The sequence below is a fragment of the Polynucleobacter sp. es-MAR-4 genome, from assembly GCF_018882055.1.
In the GTDB taxonomy this organism is placed as follows: domain Bacteria; phylum Pseudomonadota; class Gammaproteobacteria; order Burkholderiales; family Burkholderiaceae; genus Polynucleobacter.
Genome location: NZ_JACVPF010000002.1, coordinates 414,193 through 436,687, shown reverse-complemented (window position 1 = coordinate 436,687; position 22,495 = coordinate 414,193). Strand labels below are relative to the sequence as shown.

22 protein-coding genes are annotated in these 22,495 nt (G+C 45.8%); 19 read left to right on the top strand and 3 right to left on the bottom strand.

Annotated elements, in window-relative coordinates; genetic code table 11:
* Window positions 1-32: 32 nt before the first annotated feature.
* The 8 genes from leuS (at window position 33) to hemL (ending at window position 9,216) form a co-directional block, all read left to right on the top strand.
* On the top strand, window positions 33-2,705 hold the full coding sequence (gene leuS, locus ICN16_RS08305) for a leucine--tRNA ligase (RefSeq protein WP_216136485.1): 2,673 nt from the start codon (window positions 33-35) through the stop codon (window positions 2,703-2,705).
* 36 nt (window positions 2,706-2,741) lie between these two features.
* On the top strand, window positions 2,742-3,269 hold the full coding sequence (gene lptE, locus ICN16_RS08300) for an LPS assembly lipoprotein LptE (protein WP_216136483.1): 528 nt from the start codon (window positions 2,742-2,744) through the stop codon (window positions 3,267-3,269).
* A gap of 19 nt (window positions 3,270-3,288) precedes the next feature.
* Window positions 3,289-4,350: a DNA polymerase III subunit delta gene (gene holA / locus ICN16_RS08295; RefSeq protein WP_216136481.1), complete on the top strand. Its 1,062-nt coding sequence runs from the start codon at window positions 3,289-3,291 to the stop codon at window positions 4,348-4,350.
* Between the two features lie 33 nt (window positions 4,351-4,383).
* Window positions 4,384-5,670: a glutamate-5-semialdehyde dehydrogenase gene (locus ICN16_RS08290; RefSeq protein WP_216136479.1), complete on the top strand. Its 1,287-nt coding sequence runs from the start codon at window positions 4,384-4,386 to the stop codon at window positions 5,668-5,670.
* Window positions 5,671-5,710: 40 nt separating this feature from the next.
* Window positions 5,711-6,136, top strand: a complete 426-nt coding sequence (locus ICN16_RS08285; protein WP_216136476.1) for a CopD family protein — start codon at window positions 5,711-5,713, stop codon at window positions 6,134-6,136.
* Window positions 6,137-6,207: 71 nt separating this feature from the next.
* Window positions 6,208-7,674, top strand: a complete 1,467-nt coding sequence (locus tag ICN16_RS08280; RefSeq protein WP_216136473.1) for a class I SAM-dependent RNA methyltransferase — start codon at window positions 6,208-6,210, stop codon at window positions 7,672-7,674.
* A gap of 24 nt (window positions 7,675-7,698) precedes the next feature.
* Window positions 7,699-7,869, top strand: a complete 171-nt coding sequence (locus ICN16_RS08275; RefSeq protein WP_011902084.1) for a rubredoxin — start codon at window positions 7,699-7,701, stop codon at window positions 7,867-7,869.
* Window positions 7,870-7,923: 54 nt separating this feature from the next.
* Window positions 7,924-9,216: a glutamate-1-semialdehyde 2,1-aminomutase gene (gene hemL, locus ICN16_RS08270; RefSeq protein ID WP_216136470.1), complete on the top strand. Its 1,293-nt coding sequence runs from the start codon at window positions 7,924-7,926 to the stop codon at window positions 9,214-9,216.
* Between the two features lie 39 nt (window positions 9,217-9,255).
* Here the strand turns inward: hemL and ICN16_RS08265 are convergent, their stop codons facing one another.
* Together ICN16_RS08265 and ICN16_RS08260 are read right to left on the bottom strand one after the other, a co-directional pair.
* A complete protein-coding gene (locus ICN16_RS08265; protein WP_216136468.1) occupies window positions 9,256-10,095 on the bottom strand; it encodes a symmetrical bis(5'-nucleosyl)-tetraphosphatase in 840 nt (279 codons plus the stop codon).
* Between the two features lie 37 nt (window positions 10,096-10,132).
* On the bottom strand, window positions 10,133-11,623 hold the full coding sequence (locus ICN16_RS08260; RefSeq protein WP_216136466.1) for a deoxyribodipyrimidine photo-lyase: 1,491 nt from the start codon (window positions 11,621-11,623) through the stop codon (window positions 10,133-10,135).
* Between the two features lie 76 nt (window positions 11,624-11,699).
* On the opposite strand from ICN16_RS08260, the gene ICN16_RS08255 reads away from it, so the two are divergent.
* From ICN16_RS08255 to ICN16_RS08220, 8 genes are all read left to right on the top strand, one after another.
* On the top strand, window positions 11,700-12,518 hold the full coding sequence (locus ICN16_RS08255) for a YdcF family protein (RefSeq protein WP_216136464.1): 819 nt from the start codon (window positions 11,700-11,702) through the stop codon (window positions 12,516-12,518).
* A gap of 163 nt (window positions 12,519-12,681) precedes the next feature.
* A complete protein-coding gene (locus ICN16_RS08250) occupies window positions 12,682-13,221 on the top strand; it encodes a YqgE/AlgH family protein (protein WP_370625636.1) in 540 nt (179 codons plus the stop codon).
* A gap of 15 nt (window positions 13,222-13,236) precedes the next feature.
* Entirely contained in the window at window positions 13,237-13,629 is a 393-nt protein-coding gene (gene ruvX, locus ICN16_RS08245; RefSeq protein WP_216136462.1) for a Holliday junction resolvase RuvX, read from the top strand.
* Window positions 13,630-13,676: 47 nt separating this feature from the next.
* Window positions 13,677-14,177, top strand: a complete 501-nt coding sequence (gene pyrR / locus ICN16_RS08240; RefSeq protein WP_216136461.1) for a bifunctional pyr operon transcriptional regulator/uracil phosphoribosyltransferase PyrR — start codon at window positions 13,677-13,679, stop codon at window positions 14,175-14,177.
* A complete protein-coding gene (locus ICN16_RS08235; RefSeq protein WP_216136460.1) occupies window positions 14,177-15,124 on the top strand; it encodes an aspartate carbamoyltransferase catalytic subunit in 948 nt (315 codons plus the stop codon). Before pyrR ends, ICN16_RS08235 begins: the two co-directional genes overlap by 1 nt.
* A 20-nt stretch (window positions 15,125-15,144) precedes the next feature.
* Window positions 15,145-16,500 (top strand): hypothetical protein, encoded by a 1,356-nt coding sequence (locus tag ICN16_RS08230; protein ID WP_370625623.1) that lies wholly within the window; start codon window positions 15,145-15,147, stop codon window positions 16,498-16,500.
* Between the two features lie 15 nt (window positions 16,501-16,515).
* On the top strand, window positions 16,516-17,415 hold the full coding sequence (locus ICN16_RS08225) for a DUF6492 family protein (RefSeq protein WP_216136459.1): 900 nt from the start codon (window positions 16,516-16,518) through the stop codon (window positions 17,413-17,415).
* A gap of 8 nt (window positions 17,416-17,423) precedes the next feature.
* Window positions 17,424-18,371, top strand: a complete 948-nt coding sequence (locus tag ICN16_RS08220) for a glycosyltransferase family 2 protein (RefSeq protein ID WP_216136457.1) — start codon at window positions 17,424-17,426, stop codon at window positions 18,369-18,371.
* 6 nt (window positions 18,372-18,377) lie between these two features.
* On the opposite strand, the gene ICN16_RS08215 is transcribed toward ICN16_RS08220, so the two are convergent.
* Window positions 18,378-19,259: an alpha-1,2-fucosyltransferase gene (locus ICN16_RS08215; RefSeq protein ID WP_216136455.1), complete on the bottom strand. Its 882-nt coding sequence runs from the start codon at window positions 19,257-19,259 to the stop codon at window positions 18,378-18,380.
* A 75-nt stretch (window positions 19,260-19,334) separates the two neighbouring features.
* Between ICN16_RS08215 and ICN16_RS08210 the strand changes: the two genes are divergently transcribed.
* Genes ICN16_RS08210 through rfbB form a run of 3 tightly spaced genes read left to right on the top strand, consistent with a single transcriptional unit; the run spans window position 19,335 to window position 22,483 of the window.
* A complete protein-coding gene (locus ICN16_RS08210; protein ID WP_216136452.1) occupies window positions 19,335-20,405 on the top strand; it encodes a glycosyltransferase family 10 domain-containing protein in 1,071 nt (356 codons plus the stop codon).
* Between the two features lie 43 nt (window positions 20,406-20,448).
* A complete protein-coding gene (locus tag ICN16_RS08205; protein ID WP_216136449.1) occupies window positions 20,449-21,387 on the top strand; it encodes a hypothetical protein in 939 nt (312 codons plus the stop codon).
* 34 nt (window positions 21,388-21,421) lie between these two features.
* Window positions 21,422-22,483, top strand: coding sequence for a dTDP-glucose 4,6-dehydratase (gene rfbB / locus ICN16_RS08200; RefSeq protein WP_216136446.1), 1,062 nt, complete (start codon window positions 21,422-21,424; stop codon window positions 22,481-22,483).
* The last annotated feature ends 12 nt before the right edge of the window (window positions 22,484-22,495 follow it).

Here is a 22,495-nt window from a genome sequence, read left to right as displayed (position 1 = left end):
TAAATCAGAATAGAAGAAAAGAGTTGCATTGAATGAGTAAGGATTACGATCACCGCAGTATTGAAGCTGCAGCACGAGCTGATTGGGAAAGTGCGCAAGCTTATCAAGTTACTGAGAATGCGGTAGACGCTTCTGGTAAGCCAAGACCAAAATACTATGCGTGCTCTATGTTGCCTTACCCATCAGGCAAGTTGCATATGGGACATGTGCGTAACTACACCATCAATGACGTGATGGCTAGGCAGTTGCGTATGCAAGGCTATAACGTACTCATGCCAATGGGTTGGGATGCCTTTGGTATGCCCGCTGAAAATGCAGCGATTCAGAATAAAGTACCGCCAGCTAAGTGGACCTACGACAACATTGCTTATATGAAAAAGCAAATGGCAGCGATGGGACTAGCAATTGATTGGTCGCGTGAAGTTGCTACTTGTAATCCTGACTACTACCGCTGGAACCAGTGGCTCTTTTTGAAGATGCTTGAAAAGGGTATTGCTTATCGCAAGACCCAAGTGGTGAACTGGGACCCTATTGATCAAACTGTCTTGGCAAATGAGCAAGTGATTGACGGGCGCGGTTGGCGCTCTGGCGCCTTGGTTGAGAAACGCGAGATACCCGGCTATTACTTCAATATCACGGCCTATGCAGAGCAATTACTATCTGGTTTAGATGGTTTGGGATGGCCTGAGCGCGTTAAGACCATGCAGCAAAACTGGATTGGCAAAAGTCGTGGTGTGCGTTTTGCATTCAAACACGAGATTGCTGATGCACATGGTGATTTTGTTCAAGATGGCCAGCTATATGTCTTCACCACGCGTGCCGACACCATCATGGGCGTTACTTTTTGCGCAGTCGCAGCTGAGCATCCGTTAGCAACATTGGCAGCAGCAAGTAATCCTGAGCTATCCGCATTTATTGAGAAATGCAAAACAGGCAGTGTGATTGAAGCTGACCTCGCTACTCAAGAAAAAGAAGGGATGTTCACGGGTTTATATGTGACGCACCCACTGACTAATGAGCCAGTGCCTGTTTGGGTAGGTAACTATGTGTTGATGTCATACGGCGATGGCGCAGTCATGGGTGTACCTGCGCATGATGAGCGTGACTTTGCCTTTGCGCTGAAGTATGACTTGCCGATTAAGCAAGTGATTGCCTTGCGCACTCCATCGGAGATGTTCAATACTAGCCACTGGCAAGATTGGTATGCCCAAAAAGATGATGTCGTTTGTCTTAATAGTGGTAAGTATGATGGCCTGTCGCATGAGGCGGCTGTTGATGCAGTAGCTAAAGATCTAGAGCAAATGGGTATTGGTGAAATCAAAACCACTTACCGTTTGCGCGACTGGGGTATCTCTCGTCAACGCTATTGGGGTACGCCGATTCCAATTATTCATTGTGGCGATGAGCAGAATCCAGGTTGTGGTGCTGTACCAGTTCCCGAAGCGGATTTGCCGGTGGTATTGCCTGAGGATTGTGTGCCTGATGGTAGTGGTAATCCGCTTAATAAGCGCGCAGATTTCTTGAACGTGCAATGTCCAAAGTGTGGCAAGCCTGCACGTCGCGAGACCGACACCATGGATACCTTCGTGGATTCTTCATGGTATTTCATGCGCTACACCGGTCCCGATGCGAAGACCATGGTGGATGAGCGAAATGAATACTGGATGCCAATGGATCAATACATTGGCGGTATTGAGCATGCAATTTTGCATTTACTCTATGCGCGTTTCTGGACAAAGGTCATGCGTGATCTTAATCTCATTAAATTTGATGAGCCTTTCCAAAACTTGCTAACACAAGGCATGGTGCTCAATGAGACGTATTACTCCGAAGAAGCTTCCGGTAAAAAGACCTGGTTGAATCCTTTGGATGTCGAGCTCGAGTTGGATGAAAAAGGCCGCCCTCATAGCGCGAAATTGAAAGGTGATGCTTCTGGTGCCCCCGTCATTATTGGTGGCGTTGAGAAGATGTCCAAGAGCAAAAATAATGGTGTTGATCCTCAGGCATTAATTGATCAATACGGTGCCGATACTGCGCGACTCTTTGTAATGTTTGCAGCACCTCCAGAGCAACAACTTGAATGGTCTAGCGCTGGTGTAGAAGGTGCCTCTCGCTTCTTGCGCCGCGTATGGATGTATTCCAGTAGTCAGGCTGATGCAATCCGCGATGCTAGTGAAGTGTTACCAAGCGATTTAAATGATGCGGAAAAAGAATTGCGTCGCGAAGTACACACTATTTTGAAGCAGGCCAATTTTGACTACCAGCGTCGTCAGTACAACACGGTCGTCTCTGCTGCAATGAAAATGCTGAATGCCTTGGAGCCTGTGAAATTAGGTGACAAAACTGCAGTGAGGCCTGCTGTATTGCGTGAGTGTCTCAGTATTTTGATCCGGGTGCTTTACCCAGTCGTGCCTCACTTAACGCATGCCCTTTGGAATGAGCTTGGGTGTGATCAAACTTTCGGTACGCTATTAGATGCGCCATGGCCTGTAGTGGATGAGGCTGCACTGATTCAAACTGAGTTAACCATCATGTTGCAAATTAATGGCAAGTTACGTGGGGATATTCGTGTGCCTGCGGATGCCACTAAAGAGCAAATTGAGGCTTTGGCTTTGCAGAGCGAGCCTGCTGTGAAAGCGCTCAATGGTGCCGCACCTAAAAAGGTGATTGTGGTGCCAGGTCGCTTAATCAATATTGTTGCTTAGATTACTAACGAATTATTCTGAATAGAAACTAAACACATGCGCGCAAATCAACTTCGACGTTCTATGCTTGGGTTTCTCGCCTTGACTCCAGTCAGCGGTCTGATCGCTTGCGGCTATCGTTTGCGTGGCATGGTTGATTTACCATTTAAGGTGATCGCAATTACCGGCAGCCCATCACCACCTTTGCGCGCAGATTTACAGACGGCTATTTTGACTGGTACTGATGCGAAAGTAGCAATCAATCCTAAAGATGCTGATCTGATTTTAGATATCACTAGTGATCTTAATGGTCGTGAAATTTTGGCCTATAACTCGAATGGTCAGATCTCTGCCTATCGCCTAAACATCCGCGTCGGATTTAGAGCGTATGACAATGCTGGAGCTGATGTGGTTCCAGAGGCGGAGATTTATATGACCCGCGATATGGACTTCTCGGTATCGACTGTGTTGGCCACCGATGTCCAAATTCAACAATTTCTATCTTTGATGCGTAGAGATCTAGCGGTTCAGATTTTGCGTCGTGTTTCTGCTTCTGCTCGAGCACCGCAGGCTCGCAGCTTTTAAAGAATGACGGTCAAATCGCATGGTTAAGAGCGATGCCTTACAGGTACATTTGAAGTCGCTTAATTCTGCGGCTTCATTAAAGCCCCTGTATATATTTAGTGGGGATGAGCCTCTCCTCATGATGGAAGCAATGGATCAATTGCGCGCCACCGCAAAAAAAATGGGTTACACCGATCGTGAAGTCTTATTGCAAGAGCGTGGGTTTGATTGGGGTGCCTTATTAAGTGCTGGCCAAACGATGTCTTTGTTCGGAGATAAGCGCTGGGTAGAGTTGCGCATACCGACAGGCAAACCCGGTCGTGATGGTGCTGACGCACTTAAGCAGTTTTCTGCACAAATTGAGTCTCAGTCAGTAGGGCCTGAAGGGCCGGATACGATTTTTTGCATCATCTTGCCCAAGTTAGATGGCAAGACCAAAACATCTGCTTGGTTTAGCGCTCTGGATGAAGCGGGCATGGCGATTCAATTGGATTCTTTGGACCGCACGCAGTTACCGCAATGGATTGCGGGGCGTCTCAAGAGGCAGGGTCAAGAAGTGCAGTCAGGACCAGAGGGGCAACGTGCTTTAGCCTTCATTGCTGAGCAGGTAGAGGGAAATCTCATTGCCGCTCATCAAGAAATTCAGAAGCTGGGTTTATTGCATCCCATGGGAGTTCTGACTGAGGAGCAAATTCGATCAGCCATTTTGAAGGTAGCCCGCTACAACGTCTTTGAATTGACTGAAGCAATGTTAGCTGGTGATCTGCCTCGTCTAAATCGCATGTTAGATGGTCTAAAAGGGGAGGGTGAGCCTTTAGTTTTGATTCTGTGGAGCGTGACTGAAGAGCTTCGGATACTATCGAAACTGAAGGCGGCAAGTGATGCTGGAGAGTCTGTGCAGAACTTAATGCGTAGTAATCGTATTTGGGGTAATAAAGAGCGCTTATATCCTATGGCGCTCAAACGAGTGCAGCCTTTGAAGTTACGCAGAGCAATGCAAGTGGCTGCAGGTTTAGACCGTCAAGCTAAAGGATTGCACGCGGCTGAGTTACCAGCAGATCCATGGGATGGCTTGCGTTTAGTGGGCAATCTATTGCGCTAGATAAAACAATATTAATCTCGACATAGTACATATATGAGTAATTCAAAGAACACCATTCAGCAAATGATGCAAGATATTGGCCGGCGTGCTCGTCAGGCTTCACGTGCCATGGCGCGTGCATCAAGCGAGCAGAAAAATCAGGCGCTATTACATATCGCGAAGTTAGTGCGTGAGCGCTCCGAGGAAATTCAGCGAGTCAATGCACTCGATGTTGCTCGTGCGCAAACCAATGGTCAGGATGCCGCATTTATCGATCGCCTCACCATGACCCCAAAGACGATTGAGTCCATGGCTTTGGGTTTGGAGCAAATTGTTTCTCTAGAAGATCCGATTGGCAAAATAACGCCATTGCAAAAGCAAGCTTCTGGCATTGAGCTCGGCCAGATGCGTGTACCCCTTGGCGTGATCGGCATCATCTATGAGTCTCGTCCTAACGTGACAATTGATGCTGCAGCGCTATGCCTCAAATCTGGCAATGCGGTCATTTTGCGTGGTGGTTCTGAAGCGATTGATTCAAATACGCTATTGGCGCAGCTCATTCAAGAGGGTTTGGATGCCGCCAATTTACCTATGGATTCAGTACAGGTTGTGACGACTACTGACCGTAGTGCTGTTGGTGAAATGATCACCATGACTGAATATATTGATGTGATCGTTCCCCGTGGTGGCAAGAGTTTGATCTCTCGCTTGATGGCAGAAGCACGTGTACCCATGATTAAGCATTTGGATGGCATCTGTCATACCTATATTGATGCAGATGCGGATGTCGCAATGGCAATCAAGGTATGTGATAACGCCAAGACACAGCGCTATGCGCCTTGCAATGCGATGGAGACTTTATTGGTTAATAAAACTGTTGCCCCACAAGTGCTGCCAGCGCTTTGCAAGATCTACCAAGACAAAGGTGTGGAGTTGCGCGTTGATGCTCAAACCCGAAACACGCTTGAGACGGCAGGTTTTAAAGACTTAGTTACTGCTACAGAAGAAGACTGGCAAACAGAATATTTAGCTCCAATTTTGTCGATTAAGACGGTTTCAGATATCGATGAAGCAATGGGCCATATTGAGCAATACGGCAGTAAACATACCGATGCCATCATTACCAATAATCCAGCGCAAGCGAGTCGCTTCTTGCGTGAAGTCGATAGCGCCAGCGTGATGGTGAACGCCAGCACCCGTTTTGCTGATGGTTTTGAGTATGGGCTTGGTGCTGAGATTGGTATCTCGAACGATAAATTGCATGCTCGAGGCCCTGTAGGTTTGGATGGCCTCACTTCTTTGAAATACATCGTCATGGGTCATGGCGAGATTCGCACTTAATTAATTTTTATTAAAAACTGTAGAACGGAAACTATTCATCATGGGCAATGCATATTTATGGACTAAGACAATTCACATTGTCTTGATTGCCTCTTGGTTCGCAGGCTTGTTTTACCTCCCACGTATTTTCGTCAATTTGGCGGATGAGAAAAATCCCGAAGTATATGCGCGCCTTCTTGGAATGGCCGATCGTCTTTTTCGTTTCATGACTATTTTGGCGGTACCAGCAGTCTTTCTGGGTTTGACTCTTTGGTTGCATTTCAAGATTGGTACTGGCGAGGTTTGGATGCATGCCAAATTAATCTTTGTTATTTTGGTGATTGGCTATCACCATGCTTGCTGGAGCTTGCTGAAGAAATTTCGCAACGGTATGAACACTCGCTCAGGAGTTTGGTATCGCTGGTTTAACGAGGTACCCGTCATTTTTTTATTGATTGTGACGGCTTTGGTGGTGATTAAGCCTTAAGGCTACACCCTAGCAAATCGTTTAATTTTTTTATTATTTTTTTACTCTACCCTTTTTAGATTGCTAGCCTCATGAGATTTTTTGTTGTTTGTCCAGGCGGACTGGAAGTGCCTCTTGCACAAGAGCTAGCAAATATTGCGCAGCGCCCTGACTGTAAGGCCTTGGGTGCTTGGGTGATTGATCCTACGCCGACCAGCCCAACAGGTGGAGTAGGTTTAGCTGCACCAATATCTGCTGCTATGGCCTTGAATCTGCATTCACGAATTGCAAGTCGAGTTTTGTTGCAGATGGCAGAATCGCCATACCGCCAAGAGGAAGATCTTTATAAGTTAGCTAGTGGCTTGGCGTGGGAGGAGTGGTTCTCATCCAAACAAACTTTGAGAGTGGATGTGACGGCACATCGCTCCCCATTAAAGAGTCTGAATTTTGCAACCTTAAAGATTAAGGATGCGATTGTGGATCGCTTGCGTGATGTGACTGGCGATCGTCCAAGTATTGATACTGCATTTCCAGATGTGCGCGTTCAGGCGCATTTGACAGCAACACATGCCACCATTTACTTGGATACCTCTGGTGAGGCTTTGTTTAAGCGTGGCTGGCGTGATGAAAAAGGTGATGCGCCACTGAAAGAGAATCTCGCTGCAGGCATCTTATCGATTACCGGTTGGAGGCCTTCGCAAACCTTATTTGATCCAATGTGCGGTAGCGGAACCTTTTTGATTGAAGCTGCACAAATGGCTTTAGCTATTCCGCCAGGCGGTATTCGGGCGGGAATGTATGGCGATGATGCGAAACCGAGTCGTTTAGCTTACCGCCCATTGGTGACTTCAGCCCATGGTTTTGGGTTTCAGAGACTAAAGCCTTTTAATGAGGCTGCCGAACAAAAACGCTGGGGGGCTTTGAAGGAAGCAGCTCAGACTGAGATGATGGAAAAACGTAAGCAGTTCCCAGATTCAGAATCTTTGGGGATTAGCGGCGGCGATATTAATGAGCGCCTAGTAGCCATGTTTAAAGGTAATTGGCAGCGTGCGCAGTTACCTGGCCTCCCGGTGACTCGTCAAATTGATGCCTTAGCTAGCAAGCCACCAGCGAATGTCAAAGAGGGCGTCATGCTCCTGAACCCGCCTTATGGTGAGCGCTTAGTCATCAAAGGTGGACGAGGTCAGGACCGTGCTGCAGGTGGGGATATTGAGCGTGACTCCTATGAGCCAGCCGAAGAGCCAGAAGATCGATATGCTTTTAATTTGGAAACGGGCCGTCAGAGCGCTAAACGTTCTAGCCGCGAGTCTCTGAAAAAGTTGCAAGCTCAGGAAGAGCAAGATCCAAAATTTGTCGAGTTTTTGAGACAGTTTGGTCAGCACCTGAAGGATGATTTTGGCGGTTGGAATGTCTTTGTACTTACGGCAGATATGGCCTTGCCAGGGCAGTTGCGTATCAAAGAGTCTAAGCGCACACCTTTGTTTAATGGCCCACTGGAATGCAGGCTGTTTAAGTTTGAGATGCATCAAAAACGAGATGCTGCAACAGATTTAAAATAATAAATATAGACAAGGAAGACGGCGATGGAATTTAAAACATACATGTGTTTAATTTGCGGTTGGGTTTATGACGAAGCTGCAGGCCTGCCTGAAGAGGGTATTGCGCCAGGAACGCTTTGGAAAGATGTGCCTATGAACTGGACTTGTCCTGAGTGCGGTGCACGCAAAGAGGATTTTGAAATGATGGCGATCTAATCGCTTTAAATGAATTAATTACTAAAAATACTTTAGCGAAAGCAGGGCAGTATCTTGGGACAAAACGACATCTTATTTGAGCGCGCGCAAAAGACCATTCCGGGTGGAGTGAACTCGCCAGTCCGTGCTTTTCGTCAGGTGGGTGGTACCCCCCGCTTTGTTGCTAAAGCTAAAGGCCCTTATTTTTGGGATGCTGAAGGCAAACGCTACATTGACTTAATCATGTCCTGGGGGCCGATGATTGCTGGCCATGCGAACCCAGAGGTGGTTGAAGCAGTTAAGCAGGCTGCAGAAACCAGCTTTAGCTACGGCGCTCCTACCGAGGGCGAAATCGAATTAGCAGAACGCATTTGCCAGTTGGTTCCTAGCATTGAGCAAGTGCGCATGGTCTCGAGTGGGACCGAAGCAACAATGAGTGCCTTGCGTCTCGCACGTGGCTACACAGGCCGTGATCTCATCATCAAGTTTGAAGGCTGCTATCACGGGCACGCGGATAGCTTGCTGGTGAAGGCAGGCTCTGGTCTCTTAACCTTTGCAGATTCGACTCAAAATGCACCGTCGTCTGGTGGTGTGCCACATGATTTAGTGAAACATACTTTGGTATTGCCATATAACGATGTGGCGGCACTGAAGGAGGTATTTCAGAAGCAGGGCGATCAGGTTGCTGCGGTCATTATTGAGCCGATTGCCGGCAACATGAACCTCATTCAGCCGTCAACTGAGTTTTTATCGACACTGCGTCAGCTCACCAGTCAGCATGGCAGTGTATTAATTTACGACGAAGTGATGACAGGCTTTCGGGTTGCACTAGGTGGCGCCCAATCTTTGCAAGGCATCACACCCGATCTCACTTGTCTTGGTAAGGTGATGGGCGGCGGCATGCCGATGGCTGCCTTTGGCGGTAGAAAAGAAATCATGTCCAAACTTGCGCCTTTGGGAAATGTTTACCAGGCAGGTACCTTGTCGGGTAATCCGGTAGCAGTAGCAGCAGGCTTAAAGACTTTGGAGATTATTTCCCGTGAAGGTTTCTATGAATGCCTCACTGGTCAAACAGAGAAGCTGATGGCCGGCTTAAAGATTGCGGCTGATGAAGCGGGCGTGCCATTCGCTGTAGATAGCGTTGGCGGTATGTTTGGTTTTTACTTCGCCAATCAAGTCCCAACTTCTTTTGAAGCAGTGACTAAAACTGATATCGAAGCCTTTAAGAAGTTCTTCCACTTGATGTTAGATCAAGGGGTATATCTGGCGCCATCTGCTTATGAAGCGGGGTTTACTTCTATTACACATGACAATGCTGTGCTTGATGAGATCATCGCCGCAGCAAAGACTGCATTTAAGAAGTTATAAGCGGATTTCTGATTGGGCGATGGAGAGTTGTAACGATAATTACATTCTGAGTGGGTGGTCATAGCCATCCACTTGAATAATCTCAAGCGCTTTGCTGGCTTTACCCGAATCAGGTATTTCTATGGCGGTAAGCTTGCCACCCCACACGCATCCAGTATCTAGCCCAATGACATTCTCATGTCGCAGCAGTCCTAGCGTTGACCAATGCCCAAAGTAAATGAGGGAATCTTGAGTTTTCCGCTTTTGTGTTTTGAACCAAGGAATATAGCCTTTTGGACCATCTTCAAATCCTTCCTTGCTCTCAAACTCCATCATGCCTGTTGGTGTACAAAACCGAATACGGGTTAATGCATTGGTGATGATGCGCAAACGCTCATACCCTTTAAGTGAGTTGCTCCATTTGTTTGGTGTATTGCCATACATATTCGCTAAAAAATCTTTATAGGATTTTTTGCGAAGCGCTTTTTCTACTTCTTGCGCGCAATCAATGGTCTGCTGCAGATCCCACTGCGGTAGAACGCCGGCATGGACTGTTAAGACCTTACCGTTGCTGAGGGCCATTGGTCTGTGCCTTAGCCAATGAATCAATTCAGCCCTATCGGGAGCGTCAAGAATGGGTTGAACGGTATCTAGCCCCTTAGTCTTGCGGATGCCGGCATCTACTGCGAGTAAATGGAGATCATGGTTTCCGAGAATGCATTCGATGCGTTTTTCTTCTTGTAATTGCTTAAGGTAGCGCAGGGTGCCTAAGGAATCTGGTCCACGATTGACGAGATCACCCAAGAAAATCATCTTGGAATCTTTCGGGAGTTTTTTGACGAGCGCCTTGAGGGACGGTGCGCACCCTTGAATATCGCCAACTGCGTAGATCTTGCTCATGCCCTATATTAAATCGGAATGCATTACTTCTTCGGAATTAAGTTTCAGGATCGCTCGGAGTTACTTTTTTGACTACGCTATAGCGCACTAAAGTCTTCTTGCGTGCTTCATCATGATTGACGACTGGCATTGGATAGTCTCGCCCCAATAAGATGCCAGCTGCCTCAAGTTCAATATGACCAGCTTCCCAGGGAGCATGAATGGATTTCTTGGAAAGTTTATCGAGCTGTGGCAAATAGCGACGGATGAATTTTCCCTCAGGATCAAATTTTTGGGATTGGGTTATCGGATTGAAGATGCGGAAGTAGGGTTGCGCATCACATCCTGACGAAGAGGCCCACTGCCAACCACCATTATTCGAAGACAGCTCGAAGTCGTTGAGATGTTTTGCAAAATACATCTCGCCCCAGCGCCAATCAATTCCAAGGTCTTTGGTAAGAAAACTAGCAACCACCATGCGGAGACGGTTGTGCATATAGCCACTTTGATTGAGTTGGCACATAGCAGCATCAACCAATGGGTATCCGGTCTTGCCATCGCACCAAGCTTTAAATAGCTTTTTAGCGACAGCACCGCTTTCCCATTCAATATTGTCGTAGTCTGGTTTGAAGGCGGCGCCATCTGCTAGGCGAGGATGATTGGCGAGAATCATGAAATAAAAATCTCGCCAGATCAGTTCGCTCAGCCAAATCGTTGCTCCCATACTGCCTGCTAGCATGCGACGATGGGCTTCGCGTACTAAACCCCTAATAGATAGCATGCCAAAGCGTAGGTGAGTGGACAGATAGCTCACGCCTTTGATTGCTGGGAAATCTCGACCGATTTGATATTGATCGATGCGGTGAAGAAAATCCTCCAAGAAGCTTTGACCACCTTCGGACCCTGGTGGTAGATATGTCTCAATGCCTGTTGGGCTAAAGCCCATGGACTCCAGGGGTGGAAAGGGGGCTTCTAGTGCTTTAGGAATAGCTGCGAATTGCCCCTTTGTGGGTGTGCAGTCATAGGCTGCGATATCTTTTTCTTGCAAGGTCTTAAGCCAATTATTTTTGTATGGCGTAAAGATGGAAAAGACTGTATTTGAATTGGTGAGAATTTCTTTCTTCTCAAAGATGACTTGATCCTTGAAAGTCTCCAATTCAATACCAAGTTTTTCTAGTGATCTGGCAACAGAGGCATCTCGCGTAATAGCCGAGGGTTCATAGTCATGATTGGTGTAAACGGTATTAACACCCAAAGCTTCCGCAATCTTCGGAATACACGCAGTAGGTTTTCCGTACTGAACAATCAATCCACCACCTTGTTGACGTAATTGCTCATCTATCTGTTTAAGACCTTGCCATATAAAGTCCACGCGCCGATCATGTTTTAGGCCGCTGGCATCGAGATCTTCCGTTTTCAGCGGATCCAGAATTTCATTATCAAAGATAAACGCTAGCCAAACTTGGCTATTATTTTTCAGGGCATGGTGTAGTGCCGCGTTGTCATATAGACGCAGGTCACGACGGAGCCAAACGAGAGCTTTTTGCATAGCCCCTATATTAGGGCTAATTACGGTAAAGCGCTGAGGGTATGAAGATTAAGACGGGTTAAGATCGATGGTAACTATGGATACGATCTTTTTTATTTTCTCGAAAGTGGTGCAATTTTGTATTGAGCCCTTGAACTGGCTCTTCATTTTCATACCGCTAAGCTTGCTTTTCTTAAGCCTCAGAAAGCCGGATCTTTGTAAGCGCTTCTTGCTGCTAGCAATGACAGATCTATTGCTCATCGGCTATTTGCCTACGTCGGAGATTTTCTTAAGGGCGCTTGAGGATGCTGTGCCAAAAGTCAGTCTTTCAGAGTTGTCGGAAAAAGATCTTGGCGGAATTATTGTTTTGGGTGGAGCGATTGAGGGGGGTCAAATTGCCCTTGATCGGGGAGAGATCTCCATTTACTCCTCAGCGGAGCGAGTTACCAAAGCATTTGAGCTCATTCGTAAATACCCAAATCTAGCTTATATCTTTAGTGGGTATTCTGGGCGACTTTCACCCAAAGGCCTATCTGAGTCAGATGCATTCAAGCGGCTTGTTCAGGAGCAGGGCTTAAGCGACTCGAATGCCCATTACGAGAACCAGTCTCGTAACACCTACGAGAATGTGCTCTATATCAAGCCCATGATTGCGGATTTGACGCTTAAGGGTGCCAATGGAGAAGTGCAAGACTCTAAACCTTGGCTCCTCATTACCTCTGCAAGTCATATGTATCGATCGCTGAAGATATTCCAAAAACAGGGTATCGAGGTCATCCCAGTTCCAGTTGATTATCAGACGGGCAATCAGCTGCACTGGGGCGCATTTAATCTCGAGGAAGGTGCGCAACACTGGAATAGGCTCATACATGAGCTAGTTGGGCTCTTAGCGTACTGGATTACTGGCAAGCTCTAGGATTGGGAGCTTGCTTATTCACTCTGGCATTGAGTCAAATTCGGTAAAATATACCCATATGACCTCTGCTAAAAAAGCACCCTCTGCTTCAGATACAGCGCCTTCGCCAGAGTCAATAATTTCCTTTTCGGCCGATCATTTGGCTAACCAGTTATTGGTTGCTATGCCTGGCATGGTGGACCCCAATTTTGCAGGCTCTGTAATCTATCTTTTTGAGCATACCGAGAGAGGTGCTATGGGTTTGGTGGTGAATAGACCCACCGAGGTGGATTTAGCAACTTTATTTGACAAAATCGAGCTCAAATTAGAAATTGCACCCTTATTGGATCAACCCGTTTATTTTGGTGGCCCCGTACAAATCGAACGAGGCTTTGTGTTGCATGAGTCGAACCCCAGTCTTTCTTATAGCTCTTCCTTAGTGATCCCGGGTGGTTTAACAATGACCACATCCAAGGATGTCCTTGAGGCGGTGGCAATTGGCAATGGCCCAAGAAAGTTCTTGATGACCTTAGGTTATGCGGGTTGGGGTGCGGGGCAGCTGGAGGAAGAGATTACTGCAAATGGTTGGATTAATGTTCCAGTTTCGCGTGAGCAAATGAGCGAAGTAATTTTTAATACGCCATTTAGTCAGCGTTATCAAAAAGCCATGAGTCATCTGGGATTTAATTTGTCCGATCTCTCCGGTGAGGCAGGGCATGCTTAAGCAGGATTTCCTGGTATGAGTGAGCCAATTACAGTCATGGCATTTGACTATGGCACTCGTCGAGTCGGTGTTGCAGTAGGTAATTCAGTCAGTAGAAGTGGCCAGGCATTAAAAACGATTGCCACCCCCAATATCAAGGAATTGTTCCAGCAAATTGAGGGTCTTCTGAAAGAGTGGGGCCCCAATCAGCTGGTCGTTGGCCTACCCATGCATCCTGACGGTACTGCACATGAGATGACTGCCAAGGCCAAGCGCTTTGGGAATCAACTAAACGGACGTTTTGGTCTGCCTGTAGCCTGGGTGGATGAGCGTTATACATCGGCAGTTTTAGAGGGCAAGCCGGAGATGCGGGACAATCTAGATGCACAGTCCGCCGCCCTGATTCTGGAGCAATATTTTGCAGGCTAAAGCTCGAGAAGTATTGATTGGTTAATGAATAGTCTTGGAACTTGAGAATGAATGCTGAACCGTTATATAAAAAGCTCTTAGAAAATTTACGTAAGAGGACGCAGCTGGGTCCTTTTGAGTTAGTCGGCTTAGCAATGGGCGGAGCATGGATTGCAGAGCGATTGGCAAAAGATTTAGGCTTGCCACACTATGGTGTCATCAATGTTGCCTTCCATCGTGATGACTATGCTGAAAAGGGTATGACGGCATTGCGCACAGCTAGTACTATGCCAACGCACTTGCCGTTTGATGTTAACGGTGCCAGCGTCATTTTGATTGATGATGTTTTATTAACGGGTAGAACTCTGCGTGCTGCGCTAAATGAATTATTTGATTTTGGACGCCCGGCTCAAGTAGAGCTCATGGTCTTAGCTGATCGCGGCAAGCGTGAGCTCCCCGTTAGCGCGGACTTTGTTGCCGAGCATATTCAGGTTCCTGAAGAACAAATTTTAGTTTTAGAAAAAGATGCTGCTGGGAATTTCAGCTTTCAGTTAGAGGAGCGAGTTTAATGAACCAATTTAATGCTGCCGGTGAATTAACCCACCTTCTGACTTTGGAAGGTCTACCAAAAGAGCAAATTCTACATATTTTGGATACAGCCCAGCAGTTTGTCAGCGTGACAGACCCTGCTCGTGAAGTAAAAAAAGTTCCTTTATTGCGTGGAAAGAGTGTTTTCAATTTGTTCTTTGAAAACTCTACCCGCACTCGCACTACATTTGAGATTGCTGCAAAACGTTTATCTGCCGATGTGATTAATTTGGATATCTCCACTTCCTCTACCGCCAAGGGCGAGAGTTTATTGGATACGATTGATAACCTCGTGGCGATGCAAGCAGATATTTTTGTGGTGCGTCATGGCGTCTCTAAGGCACCAATTGAAATCGCGAACCATGTGCCATCTCATGTGCATGTGGTGAACGCTGGAGATGGTAGCCATCAGCATCCAACCCAAGGCTTGCTAGATATGTATACGATGCGCCACTTTAAACAGAATTTTAAGGGCTTAAAGGTGGCGATTGTGGGTGACATTGTGCACAGCCGTGTTGCTAAGTCGAATATTCATGCCCTTACAACTCTAGGCTGTGAAGATATCCGTGCAATTGGTCCTGAGAGTTTATTGCCGAGCGATTTGAATATGCTTGGGGTTAAAGTCTTTCATTCCATGGAAGAGGGTTTAAAAGATGTTGATGTCGTGATGACTCTGCGTATTCAAAAGGAGCGCATGGAGGCGGGCCAAGTTCCCGAGGGTGACGCCTTCTTTAAGCAATATGGGTTAACGCCTACCCGTTTGGCGCTAGCGAAATCCGATGCCATCGTGATGCACCCAGGACCCATGAATCGTGGTGTGGAGATTGATTCAGCAGTAGCTGATGGGCCGCAGTCAGTCATCCTCAATCAAGTGACTTTTGGTATTGCGGTCCGAATGGCGGTGATGTCTATCGTTGCCGGCAATTAACGACGAACTAGGGTTACAGGGTGACTGTTGAACTTCCGTTGTTGAGTGATAAAAAGCGTTGGCTCATTTTGTCGCATGCTTTTAATATGGATGGCCGTGCGGCGAGCTTAACCATTACGGACAAAATCCCTTATTTTCTGGAGGCTGGCGTAGAGCCAATCGTCTTTAGTGCTATCACTGGGATTAAAGATCAGCGGTTTCCGCATCATCAATTTATTGCCTGGGGCCCTTCAGGTTTTCGTTTTGATTTTCGTCATTGGGTGGCAAATAAATATGGCCGCGGCTTAATTTATAAGCTGACTACCAGAACGGTATCCATTTTGCTGGCCCCCTTAATTGCAATTGAAAAATTATGTCTTGGGTATTCGAGTCAGTGGTCCTGGTCACTTCCCGCTTTCTTGCATGGTTATAGATTAATTCGTGCTGGCAAGGTAGATGTAGTGCTCTCAGTTGGTAGTGCGTGGTCCGCACACTTGGCTGGCGTCTGGCTTAAGAAGGCAACTGGCATTGAGTTGATATCAGAGGTGCATGATCCACTGGTGATTCGTAAAAACCCAAATGATCAAGGGTTTGACAGACCTAAAAACCGTGATGCAGGCTTTCGCCATTATTTAGAAAATCAACTAACGCGATTTTCTGACAAGGTGTGGTGGTTTACAGATGGTGCTTTGCATTACGCGAAGGTGCGCAATCCCAATCTCAATACCCCAAATAATGCCCATGGATTTGTCGTGACTCCAGGAGCCCAGCCCCCTGGAAGTCTCGCCGCAAATCAAGCCCATCAATATGCCGATCAATTGAATCTATGCCACTTTGGTTCTTTGGCAAATGATCGATCTCTTTCCACCATCTTAGAAGCTTTATTGCCTTTATTTAAAAAGTATCCACAAGCCCGGGATTTAATTCGCGTGCATGCCTATGGTGCCCCCTTAGATTCTTTGTCGATTGATGCGATTCAAAAGTATGGCTTTGAAGATGTTTTATTGGCTCATGGCCGTCTTGAGGTTGACTCCATCACTGGCAAGTCTGGGCGCCAGCGCGTGGCTGAAAAAATGCAGGAAGCAGATGTATTAATTTTGCTTCATGGTAATGATGAGTGGTGTGCAGAATATATTCCGTCAAAGTTTTATGACTATCTCTGGACTGGTCGACCCATTTGGGGAATTACCCATCGCAATCCTCAGCTGGATCAAATGCTACTAGATAGGGGTGCTTACTTAAGCGCTGAGGGTGATTCAGTGGGAGTTTCTATGGCACTAGAAAGAATTTGGTTAGACTGGCAGTCAAAGCAGTTGATTGAGCCAGTTTGGAAGCCGATTGGCGTGGATCAAGCGGTGAAGACCATATTGACCCAAGTCCAAAGTCGCACAAAATAATTATAGGAAGCTCGTTTGAAAGACTTCGTTCTCTATTGCAAATCGTATTCTAGGGATTTTCTGCGCCTAAAGCGCCTGCTAGAGTCTGTAAATCAATTCAATATTGACTGCCTTGATTTTTACATCTCCACCCCAAAATCAGAAAAAGACTTGCTAGAAAACGTTCTTGGTAAGCAGGGTTATATCTGGGTGGCAGATGAGGAAATTGTTGCTGCAAATCCTAAGGCAGATTTTGCAAAATACCAAGCAATGCCCGGTGGCCTCTCACAGCAAATTATTAAGTCTGAATTTTGGCGCCTCGGATTTGCAGAAAACTATTTGTGCCTTGATTCTGATTGTGTCTTTATCCGAAATTTTTATAAAGCAGATTTTCTGATGAGTGATGGCGTACCTTACACAGTACTTCATCAAAACAAGGAGCTCTTCCAAATCGCGACTAACCGTGGCCAAGAGAAGGTGGAGAGAGATCTTCGCATGGAAGCGGAGCGCGTCAAAGCGGTGTTTGATCGAAAGGGCCCTAACTTTTATTGCGCGCCAGCACCATTCATTTGGTCTGCAAAAGTGTGGAAATCTCTGGACGAGCAATACTTGCAAGCAAAGGGCATTAGCTTATGGGAATTGATTAGCCCGGATCTGCCTGAGACCTTAATTTATGGTGAAGCATTACTCAAATACCGCGCTATTCCCCTAATTGCGATTGAGCCACTATTCCGAACCTATCACTATGACTGGCAATATTTCTTAATGAAGCGACTCGGTGAAACTGAGGAAAAGCTTGCGCAAAATTACCTCGGCATCATCTATCAGTCGGCATGGGAATCTGAGCTCAACCTGGGTCAATCACAGAAGTCTGTACCCTCCAGATTGCTAAAGCGTGTAAAGCGTTTTGGCCGTTACCTGCAAAGTTATTTATAGGCAATCTGATGAATCAGCAAAACCCCTTGGTCAGCGTTTTAATGCCTGCCTACAATTCAGATAAATATATTGCGCAGGCCATTCAAAGTATTTTGGATCAGACCTATTCAAACCTTGAGTTGTGCATTATTAACGATGGTTCAACAGATAAGACTGCGGAAGTCATTGACCAATTTGATGATCCCAGGATTGTTAAGGTAAACCATGCTGAGAATCGCGGCTTGGTAGAGACAAGAAACGCTTTAATCGAAATGGCGCGTGGTCAATATATAGCCTACTTAGATAATGATGACATCGCCTTTCCAGATAGATTAGAAAAGCAGCTTGCATTTCTAGAGGCTGGGAAGGCAGATCTTTGCAGTGGTGCATATGAAACTTACAATGAAGAAACCGGTAAGCGCCGTAAGTCTAAAGAGCGCTACACGGATGCTGATATCAAGGCGTTAATTAGCGTTTATTGCCCGCTATGTAATCCTGCCGTCATGGGTCGAGCCGAGGTTTTCAAAAAGTTCCGCTACAAGCCTGGAAATGATCATGCTGAAGATTATTCAATGTGGCAAGAAATCGCTCTAGCTGGCTATCGATTGGCTAACTTAAAAGATAAGTTAATTACATACAGATTGCACCCCAAGCAAATTAGTCGTGTGGCCAATGTCAGTGCTGCCGTCATCTTTGATCGCTGTAGGGCAGATTACATTCGTGGATTAGGTATCGATCCAGAACTTTGCCCTCAAAAAATGCCTGCAGCAGCGAGAATCTCCAAGGCACCTCAATTCCTAATGGCCATGAACCAACGGATTAAAGGTATTTCTTTTTCAGCTAACTACCAAATTTATGCCCGTTTTCAATATAGAGGCAATGGTATCTGGACGCCATTTACGCGTTTAGAGCGATTGCTTGCGTCTCTGTTTGCAACACTTCTGGGGAAGTTCGGCAAGCCCACTCTTTTGGCCTAATGGTATTTAGATTCTTTGCCACTGCCTAGGCAATAAATCATCCCAGCTTTTATTCTCATCATTGGTCCATTTATTGGGCGCAATTACATAAGCATTTTTAGTGCTACAGAGCCAAGCACCCCACCAACTGAGTGAGCTATTGGCAATTAAATGCATTTGGCATTGAGACATCAAGTAAAGCTCTTCAACAGGGGCTGCTTGGTCTTCTGAGCTTTCTATAAATGTCATTTTTTCTTGGTGGGGAAGATGGCTTTTTGCCCACTCTTGATCATCCGAAAAAATAAAGAAATGCGTATCCGGATTTTTAGCTAGGAGTAGCTCGATACCTTTCAGGTAGTAATCCAATCCCAGAAATCCATGCACTTTAGCGGCAACTGGGAGATGAACATAATCACCCCGACGAATATGAACCATGGCTGAAGGTTTAGCCTGAATTTTTTCTAAATAAGCTTGGTAGTGAGGTGATAGTCCATTGCGAGGTTGAATCTCATGCAGTAGCTCTGTTCGAATTGCATCAAAGTAATGAAATGATTGCCAATATCCCATGAGATAAATATCTTGATTAGGGTAAGGCCTGAATTGATTGAGCAATGGATTAAATCGATATGGCCTATCTTTTAAAACATAAGGACTAATCGGCAGCAGCTTCTGTAGAATTCGGCGCCATTTTTTTGGAGAGCCAATAGGCGGCTGAACTTGAACAAATTCCGCCTTAATCCCAAGATCAGGCAATAAAAAATGCCTCGGGGTAACATCTTCCCAGCCGTGCTGAAACCACTCTATGTCCAGGTGCAATTGACCCTGCAATCGCTTGCTGAGAGCCTTTGCAGTGGCATATTGGAAAAGCTGGTTCCCGAGGCCGCCTTGGATTTGGGTGGTAATGTTCATATCCCTATAATTAAAGCATTAGATTGGGTGTAAATGCCCTAATTGCATTACGGCCTTCAAATTTATAGGTAATTTATGCTCACAGGCAGTATTTATGGATGGGAGAATGGCGAGGACGATATTTTTAATCCTCACAGCCCACGTAATCGTGATGACTGTCTAGAGCCCATGCGCGTCCTGGATGCTGCGGCTAAGCAGGGCGGGATTGTTCTACATACCGCAGATGTTAATGAGCACAACGGCATCAAGCCTGACTTCTCGCTCTACGTCGAATCAATTGATTTTATTTCAAATACAGCCGGCAAGAATTATCTGATTCTTTATGAAACACCGTTGACGGTCCCTAGAAATGCCGACTGTAATTATTTGAATCAGTTTGATGCCATTTTTACTTGGGACCATCAATTGCTAAAAAATGGTTTACGAGATCAGGCTGGTAACTTCACTCCACATACTCGCTTTATTCAAATTCAGACGCCTAATCCGATTCCACAAGAATGTGGATCCGATTTTCAGAGTGCTTCATATGCGCAGCGTCAGAACTTTGTCTGTTTGATTGGCAGTAATCGCCATGCCAATTGCCTTGATGAGCGCGAGCTTTACTCACAGAGGGTTAAGGCGGTTCGTTGGTTTGAGAGGTTTGCACCTGGCAAGCTTAAGCTCTACGGTAATGGCTGGAAGGTTCCGCCAAAGCGATTTGGGGGTTTAGGCAAAGCACGTTATCGATTGGAAAAAATTATTCCTTGGCTTTCTGGTAGGCCGGTATTTCCAAGCTACCAGGGGCCTGCAAAAACAAAGTATGCCGTTTTGAGTAATACCAAGTTTTGTATCTGTTTTGAGAATGCGCGAGATATTTCTGGATATATCACTGAAAAAATATTTGATTGCCTCTTTGCTGGCTGCATTCCAATTTACTGGGGTGACGCCAATATTGCGCAATTTATTCCGGCTGAATGCTTTATCGATTTCCGCCAGTTTTCATCTTATGAAGCCTTGTATGTATTTTTGGAGTCGATGACCCCTGATCAATTTTTGAAATATCAACAGGCAGCAAGGCAATTCTTAGCCAGCTCGGAATTTACGCCATTTAGCTCACAACACTTTGCCGAGACGATTATTAGCAAAATTGTTGAAGATTTTGCATAGTTTTCATCTAAATTTACTTACAAGCGCCATGTAAAATAAGCCTATGTCATTAATAAATATAATAAAAAATTCACGAAAGCCGATTTCTCAATCGACAATTTTGTTGGCTGGGCCAGTGCGCAATGTCTCCGCTCAAATCGAGAATGAGGTAGAAAAATTAATGGCCAGCCTTGACCAATTCAAGAATGTCCTGTGCCTGGCTGTAGAAAGTGATTCAAGCGACGATACCCTTGTGAAGCTAGACATGCTTTCCAAGAAAATGCCTAATTTTTCATTTATTACCGTTGGAGAATTAAGTAAAAAACTCCACAAAAGAACAGACCGAATTGCTTATTGCAGAAATGTCATTGTTGATGCGGTCGCGAATGACCCTAATTACCAGGAAGTAGATTTCATTGCCATGGCTGATATGGATGGGATGAATGGTCTCATTACACGAGAAAAAATTGCGCAGTGCTGGGAAGTCGATGAACCATGGGATGTGGTGACTGCTAATCAATTGGGCGAATACTACGACACTTGGGCCTTAAGCCACCCTTACTGGAACCCAATGGATTGCTGGGAGCAAAAACATCGCCTTGAGGATATTTTGGGTCATCAGAGCGCACTCGATATCGCAATAGGTTGTAAGCAGTCTCCAATTGATCCGCGTGCTGATTTAATTGAAGTGGATTCCGCTTTTGGTGGCCTTGGAATTTATAGTCGCAAAGCATTTATATCTGGTAGGTATGCCGGTACTGATGATCAGGCTGGCGGTATTGATGTAGCGGACCACATTCCTTTTCACAGGGATTTACGAAATAAAGGATTTCGTATTTTTATTAATCCCGCTCTAGTGAATTGCGATAAGACGCCCGGGGGTACTGTTGAAGAGATTCAATTACCCAAGCCTAGGGGTGCCTTAAAGATAGTTAAGAAATTAGGCATTCTGACATTTGGCAAAAAACGCTTTAATAGATATTTGAAGATGATGCAGTCTTAAGCGCCCCTCTTTTCGAGATTGAAAGAATAATTTTATGATTTTAGTAACTGGTGGCGCTGGGTTTATCGGGGCAAATTTTGTTTTAGATTGGCTCGCCTCACCTAATGCAGAAGGCGTGGTGAACTTAGATAAATTAACCTATGCAGGTAATCTCACAAACCTTCAATCTCTGCAAAAAGATTCTAGGCATATCTTTGTTCATGGTGATATTGGCGATAAAGCGCTAGTCTCAAAATTACTTGCAGAACATCGCCCGCGCGCTATTGTGAATTTTGCTGCCGAGAGTCATGTGGATCGCTCCATTCATGGACCCGCTGAATTCATTCAAACCAATATTGTGGGCACTTTCAATTTGCTAGAGTGTGCCCGTGAATATTGGGGTGGACTGCAGGGCACGGCAAAAGAGCAATTTCGTTTTCATCATGTCTCCACTGATGAGGTGTACGGGTCATTATCTGCATCCGATCCAGCCTTTAGCGAAACTAATCCGTACGAGCCTAATAGCCCGTATTCAGCATCGAAGGCTGCCTCTGATCACCTAGTCCGCGCCTGGTTCCATACCTACGGATTCCCGGTTGTGACTACCAATTGTTCTAATAACTACGGCCCATATCACTTTCCTGAGAAGTTAATTCCGCTAGTAATCCTTAATGCCTTGAATGGCAAGCCTTTGCCGGTGTATGGTGATGGTCAACAGATTCGCGACTGGCTCTATGTCGGAGACCACTGCTCTGCGATCCGTGAAGTATTGGCTAAAGGTGAATTAGGTGAGACTTACAACATTGGTGGCTGGAATGAAAAAGCCAACTTAGATGTTGTTAATACTATCTGCAAAATATTGGATGAGTTAAAGCCGCGTGCTGATGGTAAAACTTATGCCGAACAAATTACTTTTGTTAAAGATCGCCCTGGTCATGATCGCCGTTATGCGATTGATGCTAGCAAAGTTGAGAAAGCACTGGGTTGGCGTCCAGCTGAAACTTTTGATACCGGCATTCGTAAGACGGTGCAATGGTATTTAGATAATCCTCTATGGGTTGATGGTGTTGTCACTGGCTCATATCGAGAGTGGCTCGATAAGCAATATCAGAGCTAGCGAATTCACATC